This window comes from Vibrio sp. MEBiC08052 (assembly GCF_001506075.1).
Taxonomy (GTDB): Bacteria; Pseudomonadota; Gammaproteobacteria; order Enterobacterales; family Vibrionaceae; genus Vibrio.
The window spans coordinates 3,784,228-3,801,109 of sequence record NZ_KQ947475.1 but is presented as its reverse complement, the minus strand read 5'-3'; the positions used below and the strand labels follow the sequence as shown (position 1 = coordinate 3,801,109).

Genomic DNA, 16,882 nt, shown 5'->3' with positions numbered 1-16,882 from the left:
TCTTGATGGTAGCGCACGTAATGGGTGGTAATCAGGTTATTCAGATACAACAGCACATTGCGCAGCTCTTGACTATTGTGCCGCTGTTCGGCTTCAAAGATTTCTTCTAACTGACGCAGATATTCACGGGATTTCTGGGCAAATTCGTGGTTGTAAGGAATGGTCTCGTACATAGGTTGTCACCTCTTCTTGTGATGGATGATATCTCACCACACAAAGGTTCCTAATCTTTGAGTGGTGAACTGAACAGGTTTAGGAACTACCGCTCACAAGAAACGGTGCGCCAAAGCGCCCCTATCCAGCCCACCATAATTCAGGTGTGCTGAAGTTACATGAAAACCTCAGCAAAGCTGGCATTTTACATGTCTTGTGAAGAAAAGACAGGGTTCCTAATCCCGGCACTGAATTTTGCCAGTGCATTCACAGGCTATCAGGTTTTATTTCGATAAAAGTATGAAAAAAGTATGAGATTTTGCGAGCTGGGAAGCATTGGCTAGCAGATGTGGACGGAAACATGCTAGTGCTCTAGAACGCTTCCGTCAGATTAGGAAATGGATGTTGATGCCGTACCCATGTCGTTCTCCCAAAGTTTTGACTTGCCTAAAAAGGTTAGTCGGTCATCAGAGTGGGAGTTCAATTATCTTGTTATGTTCGAACCTAAAGCGCAACAACGGCCTCTACCTCTATTTGTAAATCTGGATGAATTAACTTTGATACTTCAACAAGTGAGCAAGCCGGAAGACATCCATCATAGAATTGGAAAAGTTGCTCTCGGATTGAGGCTAACAAACTAATATCACGTACAAAAATTGTAAGTTTAATTAAATCACTCTTTGACCGCTGTTCGAATTCGAGAATTGCAACTATTTGGCCGAGAATCTCTGTACTTTGTGCCACTAAATCTGATGATTGTGCATTAGTTCCGTATGCAGTAAGCCCAGATATATAAAGCGTTTTATTGTGCTTTGTTGCGTGAACATAAGGGCCTGCTATTTGAGGAAGTCCTTCGTAATTTATTCTTTCAACCAATTGATTTCTCCTAAGAACAATCGCGGTAGAGCACCCCATTACTAAGACGCCCCCCGGACAGATCCGGACGTGCGGATTACCGCATCCGGCTCTTCAGTTATATATTCACTCGTGTAAATACACGTTCCTGATACCAATCGACATGAATAATTCGCTTACTCACTCGTGGCTGTTCTAATCCATAATACGTTAACATCTTCTTGAATAAACTGGGTATATATTTAACCATTGATCAAAATAGGTCAACGAATGACCACAATAACAAGTCAAGGTTATTGAACTAAATTGAACTAAGTAGTTTGAAGGCAAACGTGTGTTTGCCTGAGCGGTGCCGGTACATCTCTGGACAAAAATGCGCTCGCGTTTTTTGGGTAGAAGCTCAGTTTATTTGACGCAACTATTCAATGGTCTTGGACATATTGAAACCCGTAATCACAAACCCGACCTCTTGGTACAATTTAAGCGCACGCTTATTTTGATAAGCGACTCTTAACTTGATTTGATTTACACCAACTTGTTGCAACTGTTTTTCCAATGCACCGATTACCTTCGTACCGTAACCCAAACCACGGTATTCATCAGATACAAAGAAATCATATATAAAGGTCGATTTATCTTTAGCCTTGATCGAATGCCACAGATAACCAACACGGTTTAATTGTCCGTCAACCTCAGCATCAATGCATAATAATGAATGCTCATTTCCCTTTAATCCAACTGGAAAGCAACGATGCAGTTCCTTTTTTGCCAACTCAGTTGCCCGCTCGATAGAATGACCATAATTATTGGCTATTTCTTGACTGTAATCGTCGATGAAATACTGACAATAATCCGGATATTCATCTTCCCGCATATCCCTAAGCACAACCATCTCTATTCCTTTCTCGTCCGCGACAATATATTCGATAGTAACATAGCAGCATGTTTTAACTACGCCATAGTGACCTTGTCTCTCAGATTCGGCGTCGTGGCAAATTGCCCGTCTCCGGTGATCACGATTGCTTCCATGCCATCAATCTGGTTAACGGTGGTTAAAATACGTCTGGCATCTAAGCCAAAAAGTTTGGTGGTATAGATGTCGCAGTCCAACGAGTGATCCGAAATAATGCTTAAAGAAGCCACATTGTTATCGACCGGATAACCACTGTGGCTGTCAAAAATGTGGTGGTAGCGGTTGCCATGATATTGAAAGGTTCTCTCGTAGATCCCGGAAGTGACGACGGACTGATTTCGGATCTTCACCGTGGCAACACAGTGGCCTCGGGGTAAAAAAGGATTCTGGATACCCACATCCCAATCGAGATTATGCTTCGGGGATTCACCATACACCAGCAGATTGCCACCAATATCAATCATGGCGGAGACGGGCTGCTTTTCTTTGAAGAAAGCCATGATCTGATCGCTGAAATATCCCTTCGCAATCGCACCCAGATCGATTTCCAGACCAGGCTTGGTAAAACAGACCGATTGTTGTGCATCGTTCAGCACAATATCCGCAGGATTTAAGCGCTCCAATACCTGCTGTATTTCGGTTGGATCGGGCACCCTAGCTTCTGCAAAGCCAATCCGCCACAGCTTAATCAACGGGCCAATCGCAATATTTAAAAAGCTATCGGCATCAAGGCTGTGCTGCTTGCCGATCTTGATTAATTCATATAAATCATGGTCAACGACGACGGGTTGATTCACGGCAGCGTTTTTCAACGCAAACAGTTGAGACTGCTCGCTGTTGGCACTAAAGACCGCCTCATAGCGCCTCAACATTGAAACCGCCTGATTTAACCACTGTTCCGCCTGATTACCTTTAAAGTACAGGCGAATGGTGGTTCCCATCAGCTGGATTTCTTGTGAGCCTTCAGTCATGTCTTTTCCTTTCCGTATCATCAGTATTTGGCGGTATCGTTATAACGTAAGAATGAATCCAGCAGCCCTTGCTCCATTGTGGAAAGCTCCCGATGACCGTGATGAGCGATGAAATAATCTAAGTTTAATTGCTCAATCGGCAGCGGATAAATATTGTACTCTGCGGGACAAGGAGTAACGGGCAAACTTTCGGGAACGAACGTGATCCCGCAGCCAGCCATTGCAAGATGTTTGACGGTGGCGATTTCTCTGCTTTCTAAGACGATATCCGGCTTGATTTTGTAAATGCCAAATAAATGATCCAACTGCGCTCTGATGGCGGATCCTTTCGCGGTCAACACCAACCTTTGTCGCAATAAATCTTCCATCGCAACTCGTCCAGCTCCAATCGTGGCAATGCCTGCCTGATAAAGTTCGCAGGATTTGGGGATCACGGCAAAATAGCCATGCTTGCCCCATGAAACAGCGAGCAGATTGGGCGCAATACTGCTTGAGTTCTGCCCAATCCAAAAGTCCACTTCACCCTTTAGCAGTCGCTTCTCATTGTTTTCCGGTATATCTTCCGCCAGCTCGATTTGACAGTCAGGATAGCGTGCCAGAAATTTAGGTAAAAATAACGGAATCAGGTAGGTACCAATACTGGCTAAGATACCGATTTTTATGGTCTTCTTATCCTTGTCAGTGATGGCTGCGATTTGCCTGCGCATATTGGCATGAACCGTATCGAGCGAGCCAAGATAATCATAGTAAATCTTTCCCTGCTCGGTTAAACGGTAAGGCAGCTCACTGCGGTTAATGATCTGACAATTCAACTCGTTTTCGATCCGTTTAATCACCTGAGTTAAGTAGGGTTGAGAGATGTAAAGGGAGTCAGCCGCCTTGCTGTAATTGCTAAACTTAAGCAACGCATCAATATAATATAAGGTGTGTTGATTGTGATATTTTGACATCTCATCCCCCGATTCTGCGCAACAATCCGACCATGATAACAAATTACTTATTAAGGATGAATATATAGCTATTAGATAGATTTTTCATACTGTGTTAAAACAATATCCAGATATTAAATATGGTTTTTACAGTATAGGAACCCACCGATATGAACTACTTAGCTATCGTTGGCACGAATTCTGAAGTGTCAACAAACCGTATGCTATTACAATTCATGCAACAGCACTTTCAGGCACAAGCGCAACTGGAGCTTTATGAGATCAGAGATTTGCCTGCTTTCTATGAAGCGGACAATGACCAAATCCCTCAGGAAGTGGCCAGTTTGTCTGACAAAATCCGTCAGGCAGATGGCGTGATTATTGCGACACCGGAGTATGACCATGCTATTCCGGCGGTGTTAAAGAGTGCATTGGAATGGATCAGTTATACCAGTCAGGCACTCACCGACAAGCCGGTTTTAATTGTCGGCGCGTCTCACGGCGCACTCGGTTCTTCACGCGCTCAAGCCCACCTTCGCCAGATTCTTGACTCCCCGGAACTCGCTGCACGCCTGATGCCGAGCAGCGAATTTTTGCTCGGAAAATCACAAGCTGCCTTTAATAGCAGCGGCAAATTAATCGATGAACATAAGCTGGCTGAACTGGATGAGATTTTCAGAGAGTTTGTGCTGTTTACCGAGATGATAACAAAACTCTTATCAGAGAGAACCCTCATCAAAAAAGATAAAAAATACGCTTGGCAAACCCGGGAGGCATGAGAGCAATGAAATTTACAGCAATCGTCGGCACGACATCGCCAAAGTCCTACAACCGGACACTGCTGCAGTTTATGCAAGCGCATTTCAAGGACAAAGCAGACATTGAACTGTTGGAAATCGACCAAGTCCCGATGTTCAACCAAGACCAGCCGTCTACCAACCCACAGCTCTTGGAAATCAATCAAAAAATCATCGCCAGTGACGGCGTGATTATTGCGACCCCCGAATATAACCACTCGATTCCGTCAAGCCTGAAAAGCGTGCTTGAATGGCTCAGCTACGAGCTTCACCCGTTGGATGGCAAGCCGGTGATGATTTTGGGCGCGTCTATCGATGCTCAGGGCTCCTCCCGGGCGCAATTGCACCTGCGTCAGATATTGGATGCACCCGGAGTCAACGCCAATGTGATGCCGGGTTACGAATTCTTACTGGGCAATGCTCATCAAGCCTTTGATGACCAGGGTCAGTTGAACAACGAAGGGACAATTGACTTTTTAGAAATCTGTTTTTTCAGATTTATGCGCTTTGCCAAGATCTCAAACCAACTGAATGTAGAAGAGGATTTCTCTTTCGCACCGGGGACTTATGAAGTCCATGCCCTCGGTCACGGTGGTGCGTTGCCGATGCAGGTTTCCTTCAGCGAGAAGAAAATCGAAAGTATTCATATTGACACTGCCGGTGAGACAGAAGGCTTGGCCGATGTGGTATTTGTGCGCATCCCGGACAAGATCATCGAGGGGCAAACGCTGAACGTGGATGCCCTGTCAGGCGCATCTGAAACCAGTCATGCCGTGATTGATGGCGTTGCCAAAGCAGTGAAACTGGCGGGCGTGAACCCTGATATCCTGAAAAAACGGCCGAAACCGGCCAGCAGCCTGAATCGTGACGATCAAGAATACAGCTGTGATGTGGTGGTGATTGGTGGCGGTGGTGCCGGTTTGAGTGCCGCAGCAACGGTTTTACAGGCAGGTAAAAATGCGATTGTGCTGGAAAAATTCCCGGCCGTTGGTGGCAACACCATTCGTACCGGAGGGCCGATTAATGCTGCCGACCCGGAATGGCAGCGAACTTTCGACGAAAACCCGGGGGAAAGGCATACCATTGAAGCGCTGTTAAGCACCGATGAAAGCGAGATTCACCCGGAATATCTGGCTGATTTCAGAGCGCTGAAAGAAGAATTCGCGGCCTATCAGCAGCAGTTCGGCGATCAAAAAGGCTATCTGTTTGATTCACCACTACTGCACAGAATGCAGACTTATTTCGGTGGGAAGCGGACTGACCTTGAAGGCAATAGCATCTATGGACAATACGATCTGGTGAAAATCTTAACCGACCATGCGCTGGAAAGTGTGCAGTGGCTGGAAGAGATCGGGGTTGAGTATGACAAAGATGTGGTGTTTGCGCCGGTCGGTGCCCTGTGGCGACGTGGACACAAGCCCGTCAAAAGATACGGAACGGCCTTTATTCTTGCCTTAAGCCGCTATATTGAATCGATGTCAGGCACCATTCTGACCGATAGTCCGGCCAAAGAATTTCTCATCGAAGACGGTGAAATCAAAGGGGTGATTGCGACCGGTGTCAACGGCCAGAAGATAACCATTCATGCCAAAGCGGTTGTGCTGGCCAGTGGCGGTTTTGGTGCCAATACCAAGATGCTTCAACAATACAACACGTACTGGAGCCACATTGCTGACGATATCAAGACTACCAACTCCTATGCGATGACCGGAGACGGCATTGTGCTGGGTCAGTCCGTCGGTGCAGGTTTAACCGGTATGGGCTTCACGCAGATGATGCCCGTCGCAGATCCGAATACCGGTGAACTCTTCAGTGGCCTTCAGGTACCACCGGAGAACTTCGTCATTGTGAATAAACAAGGGAAACGTTTCATTAATGAATTTGCCGGACGAGATGTATTAACCAAAGCGGCATTGGCAGAAGGCGGCCTCTTCTATCTGATTGCAGATGATGAGATTAAGAAAACCGCGGCGAACACCAGTCAGGAGAAAATTGACCGTCAAGTCGAAGCGGGAACGCTGTTCAGAGCTGATACCCTTGAAGAGCTGGCCGTTCAGGTGGGCATGGAGCCCGATGTATTAGTCGAGACCATCAGCAAATACAATCGCTATGTCGAGGCAGGACACGATCCTGAATTCCACAAGGATACCTTTAGCCTGAAAGTGGAAAAAGCGCCTTTCTATGCCACGCCCAGACAACCGGCGGTCCACCATACAATGGGCGGATTGAAGATTGATACCGCCACGCGAGTTCTGGATGAAAACAACCGACCAATCAAGCACCTGTATGCTGCGGGTGAAGTCGCCGGTGGGATTCATGCGGGCAACCGTCTTGGTGGTAATGCACTGGCAGATATCTTTACTTTCGGCCGTATTGCCGGAAAGACAGCCATGAGTGAAATGGACTAAGCAGTAAATTGAACTCAGCCGCGCTGCGTTCAAGCAACGCGCTCAGGCAACTCAGAAAGAGAGCGAGAAATACTCGCTCTCTTATTTCACCGCACTCTCACGCCTTATACGTTTAAATCAACTGACCTGTTGAGCACAATGCAGGTATCAACCACTACTCACTTTTCTATAAATCAGGTCGTCATACAGCGTGCCACCGATTTCGACATCTTTCTCGACGACTTCGTCACAGTGAAAACCGCATTTTAACAACACCCGTTCAGAGGCATGATTCCCCGCGGTGACATTGGCTTGAAAACGGTAAATCCCACAGTAGTCGGCAAACTCAAGCAAACCATTTAAAGATTCGGTTGCATACCCCTTCCCCGTATCGTGCGGCGCAATCATATAACCCAACTCAGCCACACCATCGTGCAAACAAAATCCGGTGAGGCCGACGCGCTGATCGGTGGAGATTTCTTGTAACATCAGGCATAACCAAAAATCAGATGCCGGTGTCCACAGCGGTAAACGAGATTCGAATCGCTGCCGAATTTGCGCCTCCGTACGGCGGTTAAAGCTGTATTGGATCGTTGCCGGGTCGGTTTGCAGGAAGTAAAAAAAATCCCAATCGGTAGTATTGATCTGTCTCATTTTCAACCGTTGGGTTTGCAATTGCATCGTCACCTTGATGGTTCCTTAATCTTTGCTATGAACAATATTTTTACTGGTATTAAAGCTCACATGTCAATATTAGTTATTGTTATTGCATCAAAGAAGAAGGATTAGATATCTTGATTATTTGCAATAAATTCAAAAAGATTAAAAAACATAAGTATTATTAAAAATTTTCAATGACTCATGCCAAACCATAGCCATATTCCACAACAGCCATATAAATCACATGCTTAATACAAAAGGGCATTTCTCTTCGGGGTAGAATCAGGTAGTCTTAACGTTACACAACATCAAAGTTAGACCATCACATTGCTGATATCGTGACCGTAATCAACAGACACAAGAACACAATTTGTTCGGTTTAGGCTAGAAAATCAATGAGTGCTATCAAGAAAATATACCAACATATAGAACCTAACCTTACATTTATTAGCTGTATGGGGGTCATAGGCTTCCCTCTTTATTACTATATCTGGAATTTCCTCTACCCCCAGCCTTACGAAACTTTGGGATTGCGTCTGTTCTGTTCCACTCTGTTTATTCCCCTCGTTTTCCGGAAGCATCTTCATCCATTATTAATGCGTTACCTCCCTCATTATTATCTCGTAACAGTGGGAATATCTTTACCTTTCTTTTTCGGCTATATGCTGATCATGAACAATTGGTCCACGATTTGGGTTATGTCTCTGTTGACCTCAATATTTCTGCATATTCTTGTCGTCTATGAAACCAAGATAATGCTGTCTCAAGCCACTATTTCGTTTGTTCTTGCATATATCGCTGCTTATTACGTGAATGGTTATCAAGGAATATCATCGGTTGAATGGTCATATACTCCTATCATTCTATTTGTTTATATATATGGAAGTATATTCTATGTAAAAGGTAAGAACGTACATGAAGCCAAAATTTCAATCGCTAAATCTTTTGGTGCTGGGATTGCGCATGAAATGCGTAATCCTCTCAGTGCAATCAAATCATCTGTAGAAATTATTCAATCGCTGCTGCATACCAAGCATCCGACCGACTCTGTTCCTCATTACACCATCGAACAGCATGATTATCAGATGGTCAATGAGCTGCTGGACAATATGCATAACACGGTTGATTCAGCCAATGAGACGGTCAACCTGCTACTTACCTCGATAGATCAAAATCGGATTCCGACATCAACTTTCAAAATATATGCTGCCAGTGATATTGCACAACATGCCATCCAATCATTCAGTTACAAAAACCCACTGGATCGGCTGGCTATCAATATTACAATTGAAAATGATTTCAGATTCTTGGGTAGTGATATTTTACTAAAATATGCCTTTTATAATTTATTCAAAAATGCATTTTATTACCAAAATAACGAAAACTTTTACATTAACATTTCTATTACATCACATAACAATTGGAATCAAATTACAATAAAAGATAATGGGGCAGGCATTGCCAAAGAGAGTCTTCAGGATATTTTTAAGGACTTTTATACACATGGTAAACATGGTGGATACGGTCTGGGATTACCATTCTGTCGACGTATTATGGAAGCTTTCGGTGGGAAAATTGAATGTGCTTCCGTGTTAGGTCAATGGACGGAGTTTACACTCTCATTTCCGACTGAATCTTCTTCGGGAATGAGAAAACTTAAAGAAGAACTAGTTAGTGTGAAGTCCCTACTTTATGTTGGCAATGAGAGTGACGTTCGTCTGCGACTGAAAAAACAGTCACAGCAGATGGGATTTTACATCGAGACAGTCACATTGACAGAAGCAGTCAAACGTAAGGAATATGAATTCGAGTTTGATGTGATTATGGTTGATCTCAACCAAATTAATCGGCAATGGGAGCTACTCACCGTTCTGGAATCTCAGCTTCATTTCTCTGAGGCACAAATTCATTATATCTATGATGCCAGCAGTCAGTATCCGATTCGTATTGAACGCCACCTTTCTGTCTATCCGCTGGAAAAAAACTATCTACTTGACCAAAGCTCCCCGATTTTATATCAATTATTTTTTGAACTGACAGAAAAAATTGAAGCCGATAGAAACGTAATTCCTTTCAAGCAGGAACGTACCGAGAAATGTATTCTTATCGTGGATGATAACCACTCGGTTCGCAACCTGACGGCAATCCTTTTAGAGAAGCAAGGCTATCATGTTTTACAGGCTTCAAATGGTCAAGAGGCTCTGGGAACGATGGAAACGCATGAAGTCGATCTGATTCTGATGGATATTGAGATGCCGGTCCTTGATGGCATTGAAACAACCAGTACGATTCGCAGTTCCCAGAAACCTTATCGACATATTCCAATTCTTGGTCATACGGGTGATACAAATACACCAACGCTTAAACGAATTCGGAATTCGGGCATGAATGATTATATTATTAAGCCAGCAGATACGAATAACTTGCTGGACAAGTTAGCGAACTGGATATGATGATTAATAAAAATCATGTCAATACATGAAAACTCTAATTCTATAAGAACCAATTATTTGAAATAAACCTTATCATTTTCAACTAATGTGTGACAGACTGACAATATTTTATCAATATCATTATCTGTCAGAGAACTATTTAGAGAAAACCGAATTAGATTACTGTTCTTAGGTGTCGCTGGTCGACAGAAAACTGCCCCAAAAACGCCATTGTCTTCTAAAATATCACGGATTAACTCTGTATTCCCTTCATCTCCTGTTTCTAATGATATAATCTGAGATTGACTCCTAGTTTTTATACCGAGTTTAGTGAGCCCTTTTCTGAGTTTATCAGAAAGATAAAAAAGATGATTTCTTCTATCATCCGACTTATAGATTAAATCTAATATGGTACTAAGAGTATCAATATCATAGGGCAATAGAGCAGAGCTAAATATTGCTGGATAACTGACAAAAGGTATACACTGGTTAACATTATTATTTGCCCATATCGCTCCGGCTCTATATGCAAAAGATTTAGCGAGGCTGGCTGTCATAAAATCAACTTCTTTTGATAAATTTAGTTCCTCAATCAGACCCGCACCATGTGTACCATAGATACCGAGAGAATGGGATTCATCAATAACAGTCGCACAACCAAACTCTTTTGCAATCTCAACAAGTTCTTTCAATGGCGCGATAGTACCTAATGTACTGTATATAGAATCAACCGCAATAATCCCCGGACCATTTCTTTTAATCAATTTTCGTAGATGCTTCATGTTATTATGCATAAACGGATGTACTTTCGCATTCGCATATCGAGCCCCCTCCCATACTGACATATGAGTGAAAAAATCAATATAGACATTGGTATCTGGGGAACAAATTGCCTGTAATAATGCAATGTTAGCATTCCACCCTGATTGTGAGAGTAAGCAACTATCAAAGTTAGTAAATTCCGAAAGCCGGTGTTCTATAGACGGTTTAGAGTTTTCATCTTGTAAATAAATAGCAGACATTAAGATACTATCATTCATTCTCATAATTGAGTCGATCATTTGATGCTTTATAGTGCTATTATTTGCCAAACATAAATAATCATTACTTTGCATTACAATATCTTTACTGCTGGGACGCTTACCTAAAACAAGATGTTTCCCATTATTATTAACTTCAATTAAGTCATGAATATGAAAATTTATCTTTGACTGAATAAATTCTGGTAATTTTTTACTAATATTGTTCATAACACCACCTTTGTATTTTATATGTAGGCAGCAACATTCTCTCAGTAAAAAAATACTTGTCATCATGATAAATAAATTATTTTGCGTATCATTACAGATTCAATTATATTAAATTTAATATTATTTACATATCATTACTATTTGGAGGTTTAATTAATTTGGTGTAAATACTCCAATTAAATAATAATTGGAATTTTTTAAATTATTTCAAACCATTACATCTTTGATATAAAATAAATTTAGTGATTTAGATTATTATTACCAACAGAGAAATACGCTGAAAAATATAATATTTCTCGAAAGATTAAGTAGAGTCATTAATGCAAATGATCGAATATTAGACGCTGATCAAAATAAACAATCCATTGCATAATGATGCTATCAAAGCACAACCCTAAAAAAGCGCTGCCATTCATTGGCAGCGCTTAGGAACGGTGTTGGGGAAAATACGCCACTATTTGGGTTCAGCGCGTTTCTCCCACTGTAAGACCAGACTAATCGCAGCCGGCAACACGGTTAACGTAATCACGGTTGCCGCGATTAATCCACCGATAATGGCATATGCCATTGGCCCCCAGAAAACTTGTCTGGCAATTGGAATCATCCCAAGTATTGCAGCAAAAGCAGTTAACAGAATGGGTCTGGCCCGGTGCGTTGCAGCCATCACAATCGACTGATGTGCCCCATTGCCTCGCGACAGATTGTCATCCACTTCAGAGATCAGAATCACCGCATTACGAATAATCATCCCGACCAGTGCAATCACGCCAAGCAACGCGACAAAACCGACTGGGGTGCCAGTTGGTAACATTGCAGCGACAATCCCGATCAAACCGAATGGTGCGGTACACAATGCCAGCATCATACTGGAGAAACGTCGCAGTTGAATCATCAGCAACGTAAGCATTACGATCAGAGTCACCGGTAAAACAGCATAAATTGACTCATTCCCTTTCTCCGACTCGCTGACTGTACCTTCTTCTGTTACTTCATAACCGACAGGTAACTGTTGCCTGAAGGCTTCGATCTGGGGTGCCAACTCGGAAGAGACTTTCTCCGCCATAACTCCGGGTGCAATGTCTGTCTGAACCGTAATAAAGGGTTCCAACTGACGTCGCCAGATAATCGGATCCGTGATGGTATATTCGACTTTCGCAACTTGCCGCAGTGGGATCACTTGATCCTGACCGAGCGATATTTGCAGGTTCTCTATCGTTTCAATATCCTGCTGCTCATTCACACCGCCTTTCACAACAATACTGACCGGATGAATCCCTTCCCGCAGTGACGTGATTGCCTGACCAGAGAAAATCGTCGCCAGCTGTTCTGCAATTTGTTGACGGCTCAGCCCGACAGCCCGGGCGGCAGTTTGATCAACATCAACACGTAGTAAGCGCTGTGGTTCTCCGGATGTCAGGTTGATATCTCGGGTATCCGAATGATCAGCAACCACATTCGCCAGTGACTGAGCATACGCCCGAACTTTATTCAGATTCGGACCACTGACCCGATAACGCAACGGCCAGCCAACCGGAGGCCCGAGTTCTAATGGCGAAACGCGCGTAATCCATTCTCCGAAATCACGCTGCATGATAGTTTGTAGCTCTTTGCGTAGCGCTTTGCGTTGCTCAATGTCTTTTGCAACCACCACCACTTGAGCAATGTTCTCCTGATTAAGCAAAATATCCATTGGTAGATAGAACCGAACCGCTCCGGAACCGACGTAACTCGAAAACAGAGCCACTTTAGGGTTATTAGTGAGCTGAGCTTCCAGTTTTTTCACCTCAGTCAATGTGTCTGCCTGAGCGGCATTAGCAGGCAAGCGTAAACTCACGAGCAGTTCAGGACGGTCTGACGCAGGGAAGAATTCGGAATGGAGCCGTTCAGATAACACACCGGCGGCAACCAACAAAGATACGGCCAAAACAATGGTTTTCCATCGATGGTGAAGAACACCATGAATCAAACGTTGGTACCCGATGGAAAGTCGTCCTTGTTTGGCTTGATGGGCTTTCAGGTTGTCAGGTAGTAACCACACCCCTAATAATGGTGAGAAAAGAATGGCAACAATCCATGAACTGGCAAGTGATACCATCACCACGACAAACAGCGAATAGCAATATTCTCCTGCCCCTGATGCTGCGAATCCGACCGGAATAAAACCGGCGATGGTCACCAGAGTTCCCGTTAACATCGGAAATGCGGTATTCTGATAAGCCCACGCAGCCGCTTTTTTGCGCGGCCAGCCGTCTTCCAACTTGGAAACCATCGCTTCAATGGTGATCATTGCATCATCGACCAGCAGGCCGAGCGAGATGATCAACGCCCCGAGAGAGATGCGTTGAAAACCAATACCGGCAATCTCCATACCGGAAAAAGTCATGGCGAGCACAATCGGGATCGACACGGCGACGACCAAACCTGCTCTTGTACCCAAAGACACAAACGACACCGCAAGCACAATCACGACAGCCTCGATCAGAACCTTGACGAAACCACCAACAGCATCTTTGACCACCGCGGATTGGTCGGCCACTTTGGTGACTTCAATCCCATATGGCAAGTTATTCTGAATCCGAGACATTGCATCACGTAAATCCTGCCCGAACTTTAACATATTGCCGTCAGGAGACATCGAAATCGCCAGCCCGATGGCAGCCTTGCCATTGACCCGAAACTGTGACTTCGGCGGCTGTTCGGCTTGCGTATAAATCTCTGCAATGTCACGCAGGGGAATAAAACGATCATGGATGCGCAGGACAATCTCTTTCAGGCTTTCAGCCGAGCTGAATGCGCCACTGACCTGAACGGATATCCGTTCATCACCGGTCCGGATCACCCCCGCAGGCGTCACGGCATTCTGTGCCTGTAGACTGTCAATCACCTCTTTGAGGTTCAGTCCGAGCCCTGCCAGCCGTTTGGATGAGATGGCCAGCACAACCTGTTGCTCCTGCGCGCCCATCACTTCAATCTTACTCACATAAGGCACTCGCATCAGGGTTGAACGAACGTCATCCACTTTCTGACGCAGCTCTTTCATGCTGAATCCATCTGCCGTGAATGCGAAAATCGTCCCGTAGGTATCGGCAAATTCATCATTGACGGCCGGACCGATGACGCCGCTAGGCAGCTCAGGTGACAGATCCAACATTTTCTTACGAGTCTGATACCAGATATCCGCCACTTTGTCTGGCGGTGTGCTGTCACGTAAGTTGACAAAAATAACTGTTTCCCCGGCTCGGGTATAACTTCTCAAATGGTCAAGATAAGGGATCTCTTGTAACTTCTTTTCTAATTTATCGGTTAGAAACTGAGTGGTTTCTTCGATGGTCGCTCCCGGCCAATATGCAGAAACCACCGCAATTTTGACGGTAAATTCGGGGTCTTCGTTACGCGGTAAGTTTTGAAAGCTGATGATCCCCATCACGACGATCATCAACATCAAAAACGAAACCATCTGTTGGTTTTCCAGTGCCCAAGCGGAGAGATTAAACCGCTTTTCGGATGAATGGGATGCCATGATCACTCTCCCTGCATCAAACGGACTTTCAACCCGGGGCGCAATTGATTGACACCGGCAATGACAACCCGATCACCTTCATCAAGCCCTGCGGACACATAAAGCGCATCGTCGCTGTAGCGAGTCACCTCAATCAATTTCAAGCGAAGCTCACTGGTTTGCTCATCCACCACATAAACCGCCGGTTGTTCTCCCTGACGCGTCAAAGCCGCTTTCGGCACGATAACCTGATCAATGGTTGGTAGTTGTAACTGTCCTTTGACAATTGCGCCCAGTCCCATCAATTCCGGTGGATCAATCAATGTGACCCGGACGCGGTATGTCCGGGTATACGGGTCAGCCTGTGGTGTCACATCGCGTAATTTTGCACGAACTTTAATCTCAGGATTGGATAAGAGGGAAACCATGATTTGCGGATCTTCAATCCGAGTCTGTAATACCTGCTCCGGCACTTCAAATACTGCGTCCAACTGACCATTGTATGCCAGTTTGAAGACTTGTTGCCCCGCACTGACGACTTGTCCGGGGTTAGCACTGGTCTCACTGATCACCCCTGCTTGTGGGGCAATCAGATGGGTAAACTGTAAATTATCTTGTGCATCTTTGACGGCTGCCTGAGCTCGATCATACTGGGAGGCTGCGGCTTGCCAGTTGGATTTCGCTTCATCATAACGAGAGCGAGAGATCGCCCCATTGGGTAATAGTTTTTTCATCCGGGCCAACGTTCGCTGGGCAAGTGTTGCGGCAGACTTCGCATTATCCAGTTCGGCTTTGGCTTGATTGAGCGTATTGTTGGCATTACTGGGATCTAGGGTCGCTAAAACCGCCCCCTGCTGCACATGGTCGCCGACATCGAACCGACGCTCAAGAATTCGTCCGGCAATACGGAACCCAAGAACCGTTTGCTGATAGGCTTCAATATCACCGACTTGTGTCACAATCGGCGTCGTTTTCACCGATGAGACAATCATGGTTTTGACCGGACGAAGCGGTTTCGGCTCAACCTTCACCGGACGTGCATCATCATAACAAGCGGTTAATCCACTGATTAAAACCCATAATCCAAGCCACTGTCGCAAAACGCGATACCGGGCAAATCGTCCCACAAGTGATACTGCTCTTTTCTGAAAGATGCGAAACGTCATTAGGATGTTCCCCTACTATTTTTATTTTGAATTCAATCGATACTACCGATTTATGCTCCAGAATGAACGGAAATTTCATGGATATAACTGTGGTCAGACCGGACAAACACCCCGAACATTCCAACAAAGGAAAATGTTTGGGAGGAGGATCTCAAAGTGAGCCGTCCCCCCTGCTGAGCGTTGGTCTGCCAATCACATCATTTCAACATTCAGGCGTTTTCACTAACATTTTTCATTAACATATTGCTCGTGTGTCGGTGGATACGATATATCGTTAACAGGTTCATACTCAATAGCGAAGTTTCCAACATAACTCCACCAATCGAGCCAACAATAATATTATTGGTGAGCCAGCATATTCCGCCCAACAGAAAACCGATACGCATTTTAATACCGGAAAGACAGAAGACTGAATAGGTGCCGATGACGGTACCCACCACTGACCAGAGATCCCACCAATGATTTGCCATCCATAAACCGCTGATGAGACTGATGACAATGAATACCGCCGCGACACGGGCCGAAGAGACAAAAATAGCGGTCGTTGTCCGGGCGGCAGACAACATCATACTGAGTGCCGAAACCGTTGACCCTAATAACAGATAATGAATACAGTGATTTAGATTAAAAATCAGCATCAACACTTTCAAACGCCGATCATTTTTCTGATAAAAAGTCGAAAGCCCTAAAGCAAAACTTACCAAACCCAATACTTGTGCCAATGTGTCATCCACAACAATAGTCTCACCCTATAATTTACAGAACAATAAAAATAACCAATTGAATAAAAAGATAAAAAACAAGAAAAATTATCTATCGATTGCACTATAGTTGCACAAACTCAAATTTTTGAAAAGCTATTTTAAAAAT

12 protein-coding genes are annotated in these 16,882 nt (G+C 44.4%); 3 read left to right on the top strand and 9 right to left on the bottom strand.

Annotation, left to right across the window (positions count from 1 at the left end; translation table 11 throughout):
• Positions 1–657 precede the first annotated feature (657 nt).
• From VRK_RS16335 to VRK_RS16320, 4 genes are all read right to left on the bottom strand, one after another.
• Positions 658–1,029 (bottom strand): RidA family protein, encoded by a 372-nt coding sequence (locus tag VRK_RS16335; protein WP_059122353.1) that lies wholly within the window; start codon positions 1,027–1,029, stop codon positions 658–660.
• A gap of 397 nt (positions 1,030–1,426) precedes the next feature.
• Entirely contained in the window at positions 1,427–1,900 is a 474-nt protein-coding gene (locus VRK_RS16330) for a GNAT family N-acetyltransferase (protein WP_059122352.1), read from the bottom strand.
• A gap of 59 nt (positions 1,901–1,959) precedes the next feature.
• On the bottom strand, positions 1,960–2,892 hold the full coding sequence (locus tag VRK_RS16325) for an FAD:protein FMN transferase (RefSeq protein ID WP_059122351.1): 933 nt from the start codon (positions 2,890–2,892) through the stop codon (positions 1,960–1,962).
• A 20-nt stretch (positions 2,893–2,912) separates the two neighbouring features.
• Positions 2,913–3,842 (bottom strand): LysR family transcriptional regulator, encoded by a 930-nt coding sequence (locus tag VRK_RS16320; protein ID WP_059122350.1) that lies wholly within the window; start codon positions 3,840–3,842, stop codon positions 2,913–2,915.
• A gap of 149 nt (positions 3,843–3,991) precedes the next feature.
• Between VRK_RS16320 and VRK_RS16315 the strand changes: the two genes are divergently transcribed.
• Together VRK_RS16315 and VRK_RS16310 are read left to right on the top strand one after the other, a co-directional pair.
• Complete coding sequence (locus VRK_RS16315; protein ID WP_059122349.1) at positions 3,992–4,600, top strand: NADPH-dependent FMN reductase; 609 nt, start codon at positions 3,992–3,994, stop codon at positions 4,598–4,600.
• A gap of 5 nt (positions 4,601–4,605) precedes the next feature.
• Positions 4,606–7,026, top strand: coding sequence for a flavocytochrome c (locus VRK_RS16310; protein WP_059122348.1), 2,421 nt, complete (start codon positions 4,606–4,608; stop codon positions 7,024–7,026).
• 147 nt (positions 7,027–7,173) lie between these two features.
• On the opposite strand, the gene VRK_RS16305 is transcribed toward VRK_RS16310, so the two are convergent.
• A complete protein-coding gene (locus VRK_RS16305) occupies positions 7,174–7,686 on the bottom strand; it encodes a GNAT family N-acetyltransferase (RefSeq protein WP_059122347.1) in 513 nt (170 codons plus the stop codon).
• Positions 7,687–8,060: 374 nt separating this feature from the next.
• Between VRK_RS16305 and VRK_RS16300 the strand changes: the two genes are divergently transcribed.
• The gene (locus tag VRK_RS16300) at positions 8,061–10,118 is read left to right on the top strand and encodes a hybrid sensor histidine kinase/response regulator (protein WP_059122346.1); all 2,058 of its coding nucleotides are present in this window, start codon (positions 8,061–8,063) and stop codon (positions 10,116–10,118) included.
• A gap of 53 nt (positions 10,119–10,171) precedes the next feature.
• Here VRK_RS16300 and cqsA read toward each other — a convergent pair whose 3' ends face one another.
• The 4 genes from cqsA to VRK_RS16280 form a co-directional block, all read right to left on the bottom strand.
• A complete protein-coding gene (gene cqsA / locus VRK_RS16295) occupies positions 10,172–11,347 on the bottom strand; it encodes an alpha-hydroxyketone-type quorum-sensing autoinducer synthase (protein ID WP_059122345.1) in 1,176 nt (391 codons plus the stop codon).
• 454 nt (positions 11,348–11,801) lie between these two features.
• Positions 11,802–14,867, bottom strand: coding sequence for an efflux RND transporter permease subunit (locus VRK_RS16290; protein WP_059122344.1), 3,066 nt, complete (start codon positions 14,865–14,867; stop codon positions 11,802–11,804).
• A 2-nt stretch (positions 14,868–14,869) separates the two neighbouring features.
• Positions 14,870–16,012, bottom strand: a complete 1,143-nt coding sequence (locus VRK_RS16285) for an efflux RND transporter periplasmic adaptor subunit (RefSeq protein WP_059122343.1) — start codon at positions 16,010–16,012, stop codon at positions 14,870–14,872.
• Between the two features lie 209 nt (positions 16,013–16,221).
• Positions 16,222–16,752, bottom strand: a complete 531-nt coding sequence (locus VRK_RS16280) for a YgjV family protein (RefSeq protein ID WP_059122342.1) — start codon at positions 16,750–16,752, stop codon at positions 16,222–16,224.
• Between the last annotated feature and the right edge of the window lie 130 nt (positions 16,753–16,882).